Annotated in this window: 13 protein-coding genes; 7 read left to right on the top strand and 6 right to left on the bottom strand. The window is 74.4% G+C overall.

The window, feature by feature from the left end:
• Positions 1-68: 68 nt before the first annotated feature.
• Complete coding sequence (locus ACLFMI_RS04185) at positions 69-1,085, top strand: hypothetical protein (RefSeq protein WP_410946387.1); 1,017 nt, start codon at positions 69-71, stop codon at positions 1,083-1,085.
• Positions 1,086-1,123: 38 nt separating this feature from the next.
• On the opposite strand, the gene ACLFMI_RS04180 is transcribed toward ACLFMI_RS04185, so the two are convergent.
• Positions 1,124-1,600 (bottom strand): GtrA family protein, encoded by a 477-nt coding sequence (locus ACLFMI_RS04180; protein WP_410946386.1) that lies wholly within the window; start codon positions 1,598-1,600, stop codon positions 1,124-1,126.
• Between the two features lie 162 nt (positions 1,601-1,762).
• Between ACLFMI_RS04180 and ACLFMI_RS04175 the strand changes: the two genes are divergently transcribed.
• The 3 genes from ACLFMI_RS04175 to ACLFMI_RS04165 are packed head-to-tail and all read left to right on the top strand — an operon-like array spanning position 1,763 to position 2,909.
• Positions 1,763-2,371 (top strand): hypothetical protein, encoded by a 609-nt coding sequence (locus tag ACLFMI_RS04175; RefSeq protein WP_410946385.1) that lies wholly within the window; start codon positions 1,763-1,765, stop codon positions 2,369-2,371.
• Positions 2,368-2,682 carry a transcriptional regulator gene (locus ACLFMI_RS04170; protein WP_410946384.1) on the top strand — a complete coding sequence of 105 codons (315 nt, stop codon included), beginning with the start codon at positions 2,368-2,370 and terminating at the stop codon, positions 2,680-2,682. The genes ACLFMI_RS04175 and ACLFMI_RS04170 overlap by 4 nt, the downstream gene beginning before the upstream one ends.
• A complete protein-coding gene (locus ACLFMI_RS04165) occupies positions 2,679-2,909 on the top strand; it encodes an ATP-binding cassette domain-containing protein (protein ID WP_410946383.1) in 231 nt (76 codons plus the stop codon). The genes ACLFMI_RS04170 and ACLFMI_RS04165 overlap by 4 nt, the downstream gene beginning before the upstream one ends.
• Before the next feature lie 74 nt (positions 2,910-2,983).
• Here ACLFMI_RS04165 and ACLFMI_RS04160 read toward each other — a convergent pair whose 3' ends face one another.
• Both ACLFMI_RS04160 and ACLFMI_RS04155 read right to left on the bottom strand, forming a co-directional pair.
• Positions 2,984-3,586 carry a DUF1707 domain-containing protein gene (locus ACLFMI_RS04160; RefSeq protein ID WP_410946382.1) on the bottom strand — a complete coding sequence of 201 codons (603 nt, stop codon included), beginning with the start codon at positions 3,584-3,586 and terminating at the stop codon, positions 2,984-2,986.
• 22 nt (positions 3,587-3,608) lie between these two features.
• A complete protein-coding gene (locus ACLFMI_RS04155; protein WP_410946381.1) occupies positions 3,609-5,450 on the bottom strand; it encodes a hypothetical protein in 1,842 nt (613 codons plus the stop codon).
• A 77-nt stretch (positions 5,451-5,527) separates the two neighbouring features.
• Here ACLFMI_RS04155 and ACLFMI_RS04150 point away from each other — a divergent pair, with 77 nt between their 5' ends.
• Together ACLFMI_RS04150 and ACLFMI_RS04145 are read left to right on the top strand one after the other, a co-directional pair.
• Positions 5,528-6,931 carry an FAD-binding protein gene (locus ACLFMI_RS04150; RefSeq protein WP_410946380.1) on the top strand — a complete coding sequence of 468 codons (1,404 nt, stop codon included), beginning with the start codon at positions 5,528-5,530 and terminating at the stop codon, positions 6,929-6,931.
• A gap of 18 nt (positions 6,932-6,949) precedes the next feature.
• A complete protein-coding gene (locus tag ACLFMI_RS04145; protein WP_410946379.1) occupies positions 6,950-7,705 on the top strand; it encodes a decaprenylphospho-beta-D-erythro-pentofuranosid-2-ulose 2-reductase in 756 nt (251 codons plus the stop codon).
• Positions 7,706-7,760: 55 nt separating this feature from the next.
• Here ACLFMI_RS04145 and ACLFMI_RS04140 read toward each other — a convergent pair whose 3' ends face one another.
• From ACLFMI_RS04140 to ACLFMI_RS04130, 3 genes are all read right to left on the bottom strand, one after another.
• Positions 7,761-8,411 (bottom strand): nitroreductase family protein, encoded by a 651-nt coding sequence (locus tag ACLFMI_RS04140; RefSeq protein ID WP_410946378.1) that lies wholly within the window; start codon positions 8,409-8,411, stop codon positions 7,761-7,763.
• A gap of 24 nt (positions 8,412-8,435) precedes the next feature.
• Positions 8,436-9,113: a hypothetical protein gene (locus tag ACLFMI_RS04135; protein WP_410946377.1), complete on the bottom strand. Its 678-nt coding sequence runs from the start codon at positions 9,111-9,113 to the stop codon at positions 8,436-8,438.
• A gap of 141 nt (positions 9,114-9,254) precedes the next feature.
• The gene (locus tag ACLFMI_RS04130; RefSeq protein ID WP_410946376.1) at positions 9,255-10,982 is read right to left on the bottom strand and encodes an acyltransferase family protein; all 1,728 of its coding nucleotides are present in this window, start codon (positions 10,980-10,982) and stop codon (positions 9,255-9,257) included.
• A gap of 322 nt (positions 10,983-11,304) precedes the next feature.
• On the opposite strand from ACLFMI_RS04130, the gene ACLFMI_RS04125 reads away from it, so the two are divergent.
• A complete protein-coding gene (locus ACLFMI_RS04125; RefSeq protein ID WP_410946375.1) occupies positions 11,305-14,562 on the top strand; it encodes an arabinosyltransferase domain-containing protein in 3,258 nt (1,085 codons plus the stop codon).
• Positions 14,563-14,612 lie beyond the last annotated feature (50 nt).

The raw sequence follows: 14,612 nt of genomic DNA, 5'->3' as shown, positions 1-14,612 counted from the left end.
CGCCGCTGTCCACAGCCGGACCGAGCAGGGACTGTCCCGGGGACCGGCACGGACGCACCGTGACAGGCATGGATCCGCTCGAGACCGTCCCACCGGACGCCGCCGGACTGCTCCGCCGCGGCACGCTGCTCGGAGCGGGACTCGGCCGCGACGAGATCGACCGGCTGCTCCGGACCGGACGGCTCCTGACGGTCCGCCGCGGCGTCTACCGCCTGGCCGGAGCCGAGGCTCCCTCGGCCGAAGCGATGCACGTCCTCCGCGCCCGGGGCGTCGCCCCGGATCTCGCCGACGGGGCCGTGTTCGGTCATGTCACCGCCGCCCTCGCGCTCGGCCTCCCGGTCTGGGGCGTCCCGTTGGACCGGCTGCACGTGATCAGGGACCGGCGCGACGGTGGTCGGGTGCGCGCACGAACGCACGTGCACGGTGCGCCGTTGCCGGAGCCGGACGTCGTCGATCTCGGTGGGCTGCACGTCACGTCCGCGGCGCGCACGGTCGCCGACCTGGCGCGGACGCTGCCCGCCGAACGGGCGCTGGTGACGGTGGACGCCGCGCTGCACCTGTGGGTGCGACGCGACCCGTCACGGCCGCCCGATCCCGGGGCCACGACGATCGACGAGGTGCGACAGGTGCTCACCCGGTTCGCCGGCCGGCGTGGCGTCCTGCCGGCACGGCGGGTGCTCGCCCTCGCCGACCCGCGCTGCGAGAGCCCCGGCGAGTCGCGGAGCCGCCTCCGGATGCGGCTGGCGGGACTGCCGGCGCCGGTCACCCAGTGGGCGGTCCCGGGCCAGGGGGTCCGGACCGATTTCGCCTGGCCCGGCCTCGGTGTGGTGGGCGAGTTCGACGGCCGGGTGAAGTACGGCCGGGCCCTGCGCCCGGGCGACGACCTCGCGGACGTCCTGTGGCGGGAGAAGCGTCGCGAGGACCGGATCCGGGCGACCGGCCTCACCGTAGTCCGCTGGATCTGGTCGGAGATCGCCGACGACGGACCCGGCGGGATGGCACAACGGCTGCGTACGCGTCTGACGGACCCGACGCACCCCGTCGTCAGCCGGCGCACCGGTCGCGACGGGTGCGGCGACCGGTGAACGGGTGCGGCGACCGGTGCAGGGTGCGGCGGCCGGGCTCAGGTAGCCGGGCGCTCCTTGAAGACCACGTATCGCAGCATCACGAAGTTGATCGCGGTGGCGGTGCCCTGGGCGACCAGCCAGGCCAGCGACTCGCCGTGGTTCATCGGCGGCAGCAGGTGCAGGACCAGCGAGTTCATCCCGACGTTCACCGCGAACGTCGTGCCGTAGAGCGCCACGAAACCGGCGAAACGGGCCTTGCCGCCGGTGTCCGCGCCGGTGAAGGTGAACCGCTTGTTCAGCAGGTACGCGGTCGTCGTGCCGAGGATGAAGCTGATCCCCTTCGACACCGGCACCCACAGGCCGAGATTGAGCAACAGGTGGTAGACGCCGAAGTCGACGACCGCGGCCAGCACGCCGATCACGACGAAGCTGCCCAGCTGACGGACCAGGCCGTTCCGCGGGGTGGGGCTCGCGGCCTCGCCGGCGGCCGGATCGCGCTGGCTCTCGGCCCGCGAGGGCTCGGTGGCGGTCACCGTTCGAGGGTAACGGGGCCGGTCGGCGCCGGCCGCCGCACCCCGCATCGGGCGCGTCCGGATCCCCGCTCCGGTCGATTCCCCTGGACACCACCAACGAGTTTGCGCTACAAACTACATGTGACAGCAAACCAGTTGGCGCGATCCACACCGGAGGACACCATGACGGACCGACCGAGCACCGACATCGACGACGAGCCACCGGCCTCGGCCGCCGACGCGATGGCGATCATCCAGAGCGAGCAGGCCCGCCAGGAGCCGAACATCGGCCCGTACTTCCTGCTCTGGGGTGCGGCCTGGGTGTTCATCGGACTGGCCTGGTTCGGCGCGGAGAGCGAGGTCTGGGCCCCGGACGTCGCCGGGATCACGACCGGCGTGCTCGTCCTCGCCGGCTGCGCGGTCAGCGCCGTCCTCGGAGCCCGGATGGGCCGGGGCGTCGCCGGACCGTCCAGCCGGTTCGGGGCCATGTACGGCTTCGGCTGGTTCGCCGCGATGGCGGGGACCGGCGCCCTCGCGGCAGTGCTGGCGACCACCGCCGGCGAGGCGGGCGCCGACCTGATCCCGGCGCTGTTCGTGTTCGTCGTCGGCGTGATGTACACGGTAACGGGCGCGTTCCACCGCTGCATCCCGGACTACGCGCTCGGGCTCGTCGTGCAGGCGGTCGCGGTGACCACCGCCTTCACACCGGGGCCGTGGAACACGCTGGTGATGGGCATCGGCGGCGGCGGGGCGCTCGTCGCCATGGGGATCTACCGGGGCGTGCGGCGGTGACCGAGCTCGATCCGGTCATCCACGCGCAGGCCCGGCTGCGGGTGACCGCCACCCTCGCGACGCTCTCCGACGGGGACCGGATGACCTTCCCCCGCCTGCAGGAACTGCTGGAGATGACCGCCGGGAACCTCTCGACGCACCTGCGCAAGCTGGAGGACGCCGGCTACGTCGTGATCACCAAGACCCATCAGCGCCGTACCCCGGTCACACATGTCGAGCTGACGAGAACCGGCCGGCGGGCGTTCGAGGACTACACCACGGCCCTGCGCACGCTGCTCGCGCCGCAGGGCGAGAGCGAGGTCGGGTCGTGAGCGCACCCGTCGTACTGGCCGGGGCCGCCCGCCGCTACGGCGACACCGTGGCGCTGGACGGCGTCGACCTGGAGCTCGCCGAGGGCAGCCTGACCGGGCTGCTCGGCCCGAACGGGGCCGGCAAGTCCACCCTGGTCAACCTGGTCAACCTGGTCAACCTGGTCGCCGGGCTGCGCCGGGCGGACGCCGGCACGCGGTCCGGATCCTCGGCGGGGACCCGCGGATAGCGGCGAACCGGACCGCGCTGGGCACCACGCCGCAGCGAGGGCCGCTGGTTCCGCTGAGCCCCGTCCCCGGGGAGTCAGAAGTGCCGGCCGGCGAAGGTGTAGCGGGTCCGTACGGTGACCGACCCGGCGGCGGTGCGGCCGTAGATCCGGAAGTGCGGGCGGCCCTGCACGGCGCGGGCGGGCACCTTGGAGCGGACCGAGCCGTAGCTCGACACCAGGCCGTCGACGTCGGCGGTCGCCTGGGCCGGGACCAGGATCCGGGCGGAACCCGCCCCCAGCTCCAGCTCGATCTCGACGACCGGGCGGGGCAGTTCGGCGTCACAGAAGTCCAGCAGCACGGGGCCGAACGAGCTCTGCACCCGCAGTCGGGCCGGGACGTTCCAGTCCCCGCGCCGCTTCAGCCCGCCGACCCCGCCGCGCAGGACGGTGGGCGGGCCGACCGGGGTGGCCAGCACGTCCGCGGACAGGTCCAGCGGGTCGCCGGGCAGGTCGGCCAGGACCGGCACCAGGTCGACGCCGAAGCGGGCGGCGTAGACGGTGCTCAACCGCTCCTGCAGCTCTTCGACGGTGATCCGGCCCTCGCCCAGGGCCCGGTTCAGGCGTTCCGCGGCACGCTCGCGGTCGGCGTCCGAGATCCTGATCTCGCGCCGCTCCTCCGGAAGCCGCCGTCCCTCCATGTGCCCAGGGTAAACGCGCCACCTAGCCGACCGGCGCCGCGACCGGCGTGCGGAACAACCAGACACCACCGTCGTAGCGGCCGGGATCGTCGGTGACCCGCTGCGTCCAGGCGCGGACGCGGTCGTCGTCGCCGCCTTCCGGGGACGCCCCGGGCACCACCGTGATCGCGGTGACACCGAGGTCGCGCAGCTCGGCGGCGGCGCGGGCGGCGTAGGCGTCGCTGGGGTCGTTCTTGCCGTCGGCCACCCAGCGGGCCCCGATCTGGTAGCGGTTCCACCGGGACTGGATGACGACGTCGTCGTCCGGGTCGGCGCCGATGAAGTAGCCGCCGCGGATCCGGAAGTCCGGACCGGACGCCGCCTGCCAGCGCATGCCGACCGCGCCGTCGTTCCAGCCGGCGGTGATCCGCGGGTAGATCTCGACGACGTCGGCCGGGTCCAGCGCGCCCGCGGTGTCGGTGAAGAACGCCGGGGTGGACGCCGCCCGCACCTCCTGGGCGTCCGCCGGCAGCCAGGACACCAGGGCGAACCCGGTCAGGAGCAGCGCCGCCACCGCCGTCGGGGCGGGGGCGAGCGGCATCCGGTCGATCCAGATGCCGACGGCCGCCGCCACGCACAGCGCCGTCACGATCTGGATCCGCACCGGCTCGACCTGCGAGAGCAGCGGGACCTCGGCCACCGCCGCCCACGGCAGCGTGATCGGGAGCTGCTCGTCGAACAGCACCACGGCGGTGCCCAGCGAGCACAGCCAGGACAGCGCACCGATCGCGGCGACGACCCGCAGCGCCGTCGAGCGGATCACCAGCACCGCGACGACGAGCAGCGCGAGCATCGCGGGCCCGACGTAACCGCCCTGCTCCCCGATGTGCGAGGCGAGCTCGTCGGCCGCCGAGTCGGGGGCGAGCCGGACCGCCGACATCCGGGTCGGGACCAGCACGTTCGCCAGGTCGGCGCCGGTCGAGTGCACGTCACGGATCGCCGAGCGCGGCCGCGCGGGACCGGCCAGCACCAGGTAGAGCGGGTATGCGCCGAGCACCGCGACCACCCCGGCGCAGCCGGCCCCGGCCCGCGTCAGCCCGGGCAGCGCGGCGCCGATCCGGCGCGGGAAGCGCAGCGCGAGCACGACCGCCGTCAGCACCAGGAAGATCACACCGACGGCGAGGGTCTGGGTGTAGAGCACCAGCTGCCCCACCAGGGCGAGCCCGGTCAGCGCGCCGAGGCGCCACGGCCGGCGCAGGCCCGGCCCGCCGTCCGGCCCGCGGGCGAACAGGTGGTGCGCGAGCAGGAGCAGCACCGGCGGCAGGACCGACCAGAGCAGGTTCAGGTGCCCGGCGACCGCGTGTGCGAGGTGGAACGGGGAGAACGCGTAGAGCAGTCCGGCGACACCTCGCGCGGCCAGGCCGCGAGCCCCCGGCGAGCGGACGTACGGCCCCAGGGCCAGCACCATCAGCAGCCCGGACACCACCGGCCCGAGCACCACGCCGACGTTGAACGCGGTGATCGATCCCGCGGCCGCGGTGACCGGCGACAGCGCGAGCGCCAGCAGCGGCACCGCGGTGTTCCACAGCGCGTTCAGCCCGTACGGCCAGTGCATCCAGTCCGTGAGCAGCGGGTTCTCGCCGTGCGCGACCGCGAACGGGAACCAGTTCAGCCACCAGGCGAACATGTCGGCGTCCGCGGTGACGTGCCCGATCAGCAGCCCCGACGGGTCGGCCAGCACCCGGCGTTGCAGCCACAGCGACACCAGCAGGTACCCGAGGCCGAGCAGCACGTACCTCCCCGCCGGGGGCCGCCACGCCCGGCGGGGCGGCAGCGGGACGCGGGCGTGCCGCGGCCCGGGGGTGGTCTCGGTGGCGGCCGGCACCCGGCCAGCCTGTCACCCCGGCCGCCGGCGACGGGTGGCGGCGGGATGATCGGCGAGCCTCGGTAGCCTCCTCCCCGATGACGGACACGACCGCTCCCACCAGCGTCAGGACCGGCGCCCCGCGCCGCGTCGAGTCCCTGCACGGCTGGGGGCGGACCGCGGCGACCCTCGCCCAGGTCGTCACCCCCCGGGACGCCGAGGATGTCGCCGAGACGGTCCGCACGGCCGGCGAGCGCGGGGTCATCGCGCGCGGCCTCGGCCGGTCCTACGGCGACCCGTCGCAGAACGCGGGCGGGGTCGTCCTGGAGATGCCGGCCCTGGACCGGATCCACGCGATCGACCCGGACACCGGCCTCGCGGACGTCGATGCCGGGGTCAGCCTGGACCAGCTGATGCGCGCCGCGCTGCCGCACGGGCTCTGGGTCCCGGTGCTGCCCGGCACCCGCCAGGTCACGATCGGCGGCGCGATCGGCGCCGACGTGCACGGCAAGAACCACCACACCAAGGGCAGCTTCGGCAACCACGTCGAGTGGCTGCAGCTGGTGACCGCGGACGGCTCGGTGAAGGAGCTGACGCCGGACGGGCCCGAGAAGGACCTGTTCTGGGCCACCGTCGGCGGGATGGGCCTGACCGGGGTGATCGTCCGGGCGACGGTGCGGCTGCACCGCACGGAGTCGGCGTACTTCGTCGTCGACACCGACCGCACCGACGACCTGGACGGCCTGCTGGAGCTGCTCACCGACGGCTCCGACGACACCTACGGCTACTCCGCCGCCTGGTTCGACACCACGACGACCGGCGCGCAGCTGGGCCGCAGCGTGCTCACGCGGGGCTCGCTCGCGACCGTCGACCAGCTGCCGGACAGGCTGCGGTCCGACCCGCTGCGCTTCGACGCCCCGCAGCTGCTGACGTTCCCGGACGTCTTCCCGAACGGGCTGCTCAACAAGCTCTCGGTCAAGGCCTTCAGCGAGCTGTGGTTCCGCAAGGCCCCGAAGCGCCAGCGCGGGTCGGTGCAGAACATCACGGCCTTCTACCAGGTGCTCGACGTCTTCGGCGGCTGGAACCGGATCTACGGCTCGAAGGGCTTCCTGCAGTACCAGTTCGTCGTCCCGCGCGGCGAGGAGGCGGCGCTGCGCCGGATCGTCGAGCGGATCGCGCAGTCGCCGTTCGACTCCGCGCTGAACGTGTTCAAGCGCTTCGGTGCGGGCAACGACGCACCGCTGTCGTTCCCGACCGAGGGGTGGACGATCACCGTCGACTTCCCGATCGGGAGCGGCCTGTCCCGGTTCTGCACCGAGCTCGACGAGCTGGTGCTCGCCGCGGGCGGGCGGCTGTACCTGGCCAAGGAGTCACGGACATCGCCGGAGGCCTTTGCCGCCGGCTACCCGCGGTTCGACGAGTGGAAGGCGACCCGCGACACCGTCGACCCGACGGGCGTGTTCGCCTCCGACATGTCCCGCCGCCTCAAGCTGACCCTCTGAACTGGAGCTCCCCGAATCATGATCGACGCCGTGGGCAACCCGCAGAGCATCCTGCTGCTGGGCGGAACCTCCGAGATCGGCCTGGCGACCGTGCGCGCGTTCGCCGCGGACCGCCCGATGCGGGTGGTGCTGGCCGCCCGTCCCTCCGCCCGCCGGGACGCCGCCGGTACCGAGCTGAAGGCGCTCGGCTGCGCCGTGGAGACCGTCGACTTCGACGCCGCCGCGGTCGACACGCACGCCGACGTCGTCAAGCAGGCCTTCGCCGGCGGTGACATCGACGTCGCGGTCGTCGCGTTCGGGCTGCTCGGGGACAACGAGAAGGCCTGGACCGACGTCGAGTACGCGGTCGAGCTGGCCCAGGTCAACTACACCGCGACCGTGTCGACCGGCGTCGCGCTGGCCGAGCGGTTCCGCGAGCAGGGCCACGGGTCCATCGTCGCGATCTCCTCGGTCGCCGGGGAGCGGGCGCGGCGGTCGAACTTCGTCTACGGCTCTACCAAGGCCGGGATGGACGCCTTCTACACCGGGCTGACCGAGGCGCTGCGCGAGCACGGTGTCACCGTGACGATCGTCCGGCCCGGCTTCGTGCACACCAAGATGACCGACGGCCTGGACCCGGCCCCGCTGGCCACCACCCCGCAGGCGGTCGCGGACGTCATCACCGACGCGGTGCGCAACCGGAAGGAGCTGGTCTGGGCACCGGGCCCGATGCGGTTCGTGATGAGCGCCCTGCGCCACGTCCCCCGCCCCCTCTTCCGCAAGCTCCCCATCTGACCGCTCCCCTCCCGAGCGCCCACTCCCGAGCACGTTGTGGAGCGGTCGGTGCCGCTTACCAGGCGTTCTCGTGGAGGACCTCGGCCAGGGGCTGGCGCTTGGCGGGCTTGAAGGACTCACCGGTGAAGTGGGCGACCGGCAGCAGCACGCCCTGCCGGACGTGGTCGGGGACGCCGAGCAGCTCGGCGATCTCCTTCTCGTACTGCAGGTGCAGCGACGTCCAGGCGCTGCCGAGACCGCGGGCGCGCAGCGCCAGCTGCAGGCTCCACGCGGCAGGGAGCAGCGATCCCCACATGCCGGCCTGGTTCGCCGCGGGCAGGTCCGCCTTCGCGTTCATCGCCGCGATGATCAGCACCGGGACCTCGCCCATCTTCTCCGCGAGGTAGCCGGCACTGTCCGCGACGCGGTTCTGGGTGGCGTCCCGGTCGGCGTCACCCCAGGAGGTGCTCGTCGGGTACGCCGAGGAGTTCCGGTAGGCGGTGAACGCCTGCCGGTAGTACTCGCCGATCCGGGCCCGCTTCCCGGCATCGGTGATCACCAGCCAGTGCCAGCCCTGCTGATTCGAGCCGCTGGGTGCCTGCAGCGCGACCTCGAGGCTGTCCCGGATCAGGTCCATCGACACCGGGCGGTCCAGGTCCAGCCGCTTGCGCACCGAGCGGGTCGTGGTGAGGAGCTCGTCGGGTCCGAGGGGTTGTACGTCGCTCATGCCCCGCATCCTGCCCGGTACGGCCTACCCGGGCTTCCTGGCCACGATCACCGCACGCTCACCGGCGCCGACGGGCAGCGTCAGCCGGCCCGACGAGCGCTGCGTGCGGGCCGGGGCGGTACGCGGGTCGAGCAGCACCGGAACGCCGCCGTAGGGGCCGCCGGTGAGCGCGTCCGACCCCTCCCGGACGATCTCGAACCCGGCGTCGACGAGCAGCTCCCGGATCCGGACATGCCCGCGCGGGACCGGCGGGGCGGGCCAGCGGGCCCCGGCGAGGTCCCGGCCCCGGCCCTCGGCGTCCGCGGCGACGACGAGCGCGCACCCGCCCGGCTCCAGGACCCGGAACCACCCGCCGGGACCGGTGTCACCGGCCAGGCCGTCGTCCGGGAGGCGGTCCAGCACCTCGACGGCGGTGAGCGTCGCGATCGGGCCGGGCAGCCCGGCCGCTGTCCGGTGCACCGGGCAGCCGGGCGCGCCGGCCCGCATCGCCGCGGCCCGCTGCTCGCTCCCGGCCAGGCCGGAGGCCGGGCCCAGCCGCGCCAACCCGGCCAGCAACGCCCCACCGGCGCCGTCGACGTCCAGGTAGGGGCCGCGGCCGAGATGGTTCCGGACCAGGCGCAGGTACCAGCGCAGCGCAGCCCGCTCTGGCGGGGCGGGCGCGGGGTCCGGCAGTTCCTCGCGGGAGGGCGTGGTGGGGATCATCGGTCCGCATCTGCCCGGTGCGGGCGGGGCTGGTGGGCAGGGTCGGCACCCATTCTGGCCCGCACCGGCCGCGCACCCGCGCCCGACCGTCCCGGACGCGGCCGCACGCCGCCTGGCCACGCGCACCCGGGCCGGGGTGGCTCAGCTCCCGTGCGACGGACGACGACGGCGGCGGGCCGCGGCCCCGGAGGCGGCGACGATCGGGGTGGCGGCACTGCCGTGTACGTCGTCGCGCCGCCGGCCGGCCCGGCCGCAGCGCTCCGCGCCGCTGCGGCTGCCGCCGGCCGGCATCGCCCGGGTCGCGCGCGGCGCCGGGACGCTGCCACCGCGACCGCCGCCGCCCTCGACGGCCCGGGCGGCGAGCTGGATCGCGCGCAGCCGCCCCACCCGGTCCGCACCGGTCGGCGTGCCGGGGTCGGGCGCCGCCGGGGTGAACAGGTCCGTGCCGCTTCCCGCGCCGTCGCCGCGCAGCAGGGCGACGGTGAGCAGGTCGGCGGACACGTCGGCGGCCGACACGTCACCGGACGCCCGGGCCGCGGTCAGCCGCTCGAGCATCCGATGGGCGGTGCCCGCCGAGGCCTCCCCCGGGGCCCGCGGCGCGACGACGGCGGGCAGCACCGAGGTCGCCGGATCGGGGACGACCGCGGGCAGCACCGACGTCTCCGGGTCGCGGCGGGCGGCGCGGGTGTCGACCGGCTCCGCCCCGGACCGGGCAGCCGGCATCGCAGGCCCCGCGGGCGCGGCGGACGCGCGACCGGGAAGGGCCCGCATCCAGCGGCGGGCCGGGCGTTCGATCAGGGTGAACAGCAGGTGCGCCACGGGCAGGGTCCCCAGGAAGACGGCGAGAGCGACGACATGGACGGCGACGCCCGAGCGGGGCAGGACCTCGAGGTCGACGAAGTACCAGAGCAGCTCGAACATCGGGATGTGGATCAGGTAGAGCGCGTAGGACGCGTGTCCCCCGTGCACCATCGCCGGGCGGGAGAGCAGGCGGTACGCCGGTCCGCGGTCGGCCAGCGCGAGCGCACCGACCAGGACCGGGAAGAGCAGGACGACCAGCCCGTGCAGGCCGTCGCCGGCGACCGCACCGGCCGGCAGCCCGAGCGGCACCGCCACGACGAGCACCGTCGCCGTCGAGGATGCGGACGCACCGAGCCGGTCGGAACCGGCGTCGCGGTCGCGCAACCGGCGGACCGCGAGCATCGCGAGCACCCCGGCGGAGAACCCGCCGAGGATCCGGACCAGCCAGCTGTACGGGTAGTACGGCGAGCCGACGACGACGAACGCGGCCGCCACCGGCGCCGCGCAGAGCAGCGACCCGGCGGCGAGCACGGCGAACGGGAGCCGGCGCAGCCGGAAGAAGACCAGCGCCAGCACCGGGAACAGCAGGTACGCCAGCCACTCGGCGCTGATCGACCAGGTCGGGCCGACCCAGGATGCGCCGTCGAGGAAGGGCTCGGTCCACAGCTGGACCAGGAACACCTGCTCCAGCCAGGCGCCGACCCCGAGCTCCGGCTGCACCGCCTGGTAGGCGATCTGCTCGCCGGAGCCGAGCACCGCCCGGGCCACCAGCCAGACCCCGAACAGGTGGAACACCACGGCGTAGGCGGGCCACATCCGCGCCGCGCGGGCCCAGACGAACCCGCCGGCGTCCCGCAGTCGCAGCCGGGGACCGAGCTGGTCCAGGTAGGTCCAGGCGATCACGAAACCGCTCAGCACGAAGAACAGGTCGACGCCCAGTGCACCCTGCGTGATCAGCAGGCCGAGCCGGTCGGTGACCGCCTCGACGCCCGGCAACGCGGTGAAGTGGAAGTGGAACGCGACCACCCACAACGCCGCGACGATCCGCAGCCCGGTCAACGCGGGCATCTCCGCCCGCGGCGCCGGATCGGGACCCCCGTCCCGGTCGGGACCGGTACCGCCGATCTCCGGCGACGGGTCCGGCGGCGCTGCCGTCGTGGGACGGCTCGGTGTGCAGAGGCTCACGTCCGGGGCCAACGAGAGCCGGGGACCACCGTCACCGGTGACCCTCGAAGAGGGCCCGAATGTCGCATCCGGTCACGCACGGTGACACATGACCGGGAATCACATCCTTGAGATACCGGCCGGGGGAAATCCGCCGCTGCAGGCCCGGACCGGTGCACCCGGGGGCGTGTCGGGGCGGTGATCGGACCCCTCTAGCCTCGGCGGAGTGCTGACCACCGATTCGGTGGCCGCCGACCCGCGGGACGCGACCCCGACCCGTGGCCGCGGCCTGCGACCCGTCGACCGCTGGCTGGCTGCCGGGCTCGGTCTGCTGTCCGCCCTGCTCGCGTTGGCGATCCCGTTCCTGCCGGTCGTGCAGAACACCGCGACCGTGACCTGGCCGGACGCGACGACCGGGACCGCGCCGGTGGAGGCCCCGCTGGTCGCGCTGCGTGCCGAGACGCTGCAGGTCCAGATCGGCTGCGACGCGATCCGCAGCCTGGACGACCGCACGCCCGGCACGGCCACCGTCCTGTCGACGGTGCCGGCCGCCGCGCCCGGCGGCGAGGGCGCCGGGATGCGGGTCACCGTCACCGACGGCGCGCTCACCGTGGACAACCGCGGGACCCGGGTGGCCGCGGACGTACCGCTGGCCGGCGACGGACCGGGCTGTGACCTGGTGATCTCCTCGGACGACACGGCGACCGCCGGCACGCTCGGCGGCACGCCGCTCTTCGACGCCGCCGGCGACACCCGCCCCCAGGTCACCGGCGTCTACTCGGACCTGGACGCCGCGCAGGACCCGATCGGCGACACCTCCGTCCGGTTCGATGCGGACAACCGCTACGACAGCGACGCGACCTGGCTGAAGATCGTCGCGGGGACGCTGGCGGTGGCCGGGCTGGCCGGCAGCCTCTGGTTCCTGCGCCGGCTCGACGACCGCGACGCCCGCCGGGTGCAGCACGGCCGTCGGCTGGCGGTAGGCCTGCGCGGGCGCGACGTCGTGCGCGACGTGCTGGTCGTCGCGGTGCTGATGGTCTGGGCCGTGATCGGGTCGATGACCTCCGACGACGGCTACATCCTGACCATCTCCCGGGCCAACGAGGCGGCCGGCTACGTCGGGAACTACTACCGCTGGTTCAACGCGCCCGAGGCGCCGTTCGGCTGGTTCTACGAGCTCTACTCGTGGTGGTCGGGTGTCTCCCAGGCCGTCCTGTGGCTGCGACTCCCCGCGCTGGCGATGGGTATCGCGTCCTGGTTCCTGATCAGCCGGGCGCTGCTGCCGCGGCTGGGCACCCGGGTGCGACGCAGCCGGTCGGCGGGCTGGGCGGCCGCCGCGGTGTTCCTGTGCTTCTGGCTGCCGTTCAACAACGGCCTGCGCCCGGAGAGCGTCGTCGTCATCGCGGCGCTGCTGTCGTTCGTCATGCTGGAGCGGGCGCTGGCCACCCGGGGACTGATCCCGGTCGCCGGCGCGCTGATCGCGGCGGCATTCGCCGTCGCCGCCACCCCGACCGGCCTGATCGCGCTGGCGCCGTTCCTGGCCGCCGCCCGCCCGCTGCTCGCGCTGCTCACCGAGCGCGTCCGCAAGGCCGGTTGGGTGCCGACGCTGGCCCCGCTGCTGGCGGCCGGCCTGATCGTGCTCGTCGCGATCTTCGGTGACCAGACCTGGGCGACGGTCGCGGAGGCCACCCGGGTGCGGACCGACATCGGCCCGAACCTGAAGTGGTACGAGGAGCTCTCCCGCTACGTCCTGCTGTTCAGCGACAACCAGGACGGGTCGCTGCAACGCCGGTTCCCGGTGCTCCTGACACTGCTGTGCACCGCGGTGGCCGCCGTCGTGCTGTTGCGGCGGGGCCGGATCCCGGGCGCGGCGCTCGGCTTCTCCCGGCGGTTGATCGGCTCGACCGTGCTGTCGTTCGCCGTGCTGGCGCTGACGCCGACCAAGTGGACCCACCACTTCGGTGCGTTCGCCGCGCTCGGCGCCGGGGTGGCGGCCCTGGCGGCGCTGGCCACCAGCACCGGGGTGTTGCGCTCGCGGCGCAACCAGGCGCTGTTCCTCGCCGCCGTGCTGACGATCACCGCGCTGGCCTTCACCGGACCGAACACCTGGTGGTACGTCTCGAACTGGGGGGTCCCCTGGTTCGACAAGCCACCGTCGATCGCCGGGTACAGCGCGACCAACCTGCTGCTCGGGATGGCCGGGATCTCGCTGGTCGTCGGCGTCGTCGAGCACCTGCGCGGCCCGCACATCCCGCGCCCGGTCCTCGGCTCCGACGGCTCGGACACCGGCCGGCGGCGCGGCCGGAGCCGGATCAGCCAGCGGCAGGCCGTCCGGCTCGGCTCGGCCCCGGTCGCGGTGATCTGCGCGTTGATGGTGGTGTTCCAGGTCGCGTCGCTGGCCAAGGGCATGGAGAAGCAGGCCGGCTCGTACTCGCTGGGCGCCGACGTCGCCACCGACCCGACGGGCTCCGAGTGCGGGCTCGCCGGGCGGCTGCAGGTGGAGACCGATCCGGCGGCGAACGTGCTGCGGCCCGCCCCACCCGGTTCCCCCTCGGGCCCGGACGCCGGCCCGGTCTCCACCGGCTTCAGCCCGGACGGTCTGCCGCCGAGCGGCGCCGGCTCGCTGCGCGACAACGACGGCGACGGCAACAAGCTGCCCGGCATCACCGGCACCGGGCCGCTCGGCGGCCCGGTGATGGGCAGCTGGTCGCCGGGGCAGGACGCGGTCGGCGAGTACCGCTCCGGCTGGTACGAGCTGCCGGAGGCGGCCCGCAGCGGGCAAGCCCCGCTGGTGCTGGGCATCGCCGGGGCCGTCAGCGGCGGCAACACGCTCACACTCGAGTTCGCCCGCGGCGACCAGGTGATCGACGACATCTCCCCGTCCGGCTCGTCCGGCACGGTGGCGACGACCGCGGACCCGTCGGGCACCGCGGCCGGCGGCAGCGGCTGGCGCGACGTCCGGCTGGACCTCGCCGGCCGGGAGGCCGCCGGCGCCGACCGGGTCCGGGTGGTCGCGCAGGACCGGGGTCTGAGCCAGGGCGCCTGGATGGCGGTGGCCCAGCCGCGGGTCCCGCAGTTCACCCCGCTGACCGAGCTGGTCGGGAACTCCCCCGGCTACCTGGACTGGCCGACCGCGTTCACCAGCCCGTGCCTGCGCCGGTTCGACGTGACCCGCGGCATCGGTGAGGTCCCGGCGTACCGGATCCTGGGCGACCAGCAGATGCGCTCGGTCGGCGACGGCTGGGGCTTCCCCTCCACCGGCGGGCCGCTGGGCTGGATCAACCAGGTGGCCGCACAGCGGTACGTGCCCACCTACCTGCCCGGCGCCTGGGACTACGACTGGGGTCAGTTCCGGCTGTTCGAGCCGTACGCGCCGCAGGCCCGCCCGGCCGACGTGCAACGCGGGGACCGGACGATGTGGGGCTGGGAGCAGGTCGTCGAGACCGGCCCGGCACCCTCGGACCCGCAGCCGCTGACCCGCTGACCGCGGCCCGACACCCGTGCCGGCGTCCGACCCGGCCCCACCCGAGAGGC

It is taken from the genome of Pseudonocardia nantongensis, from assembly GCF_046546495.1.
Lineage (GTDB): Bacteria > Actinomycetota > Actinomycetes > Mycobacteriales > Pseudonocardiaceae > Pseudonocardia > Pseudonocardia nantongensis.
The sequence above is the reverse complement of the archived record's forward strand: the minus strand, read 5'-3'. Positions and strand labels throughout refer to the sequence as shown.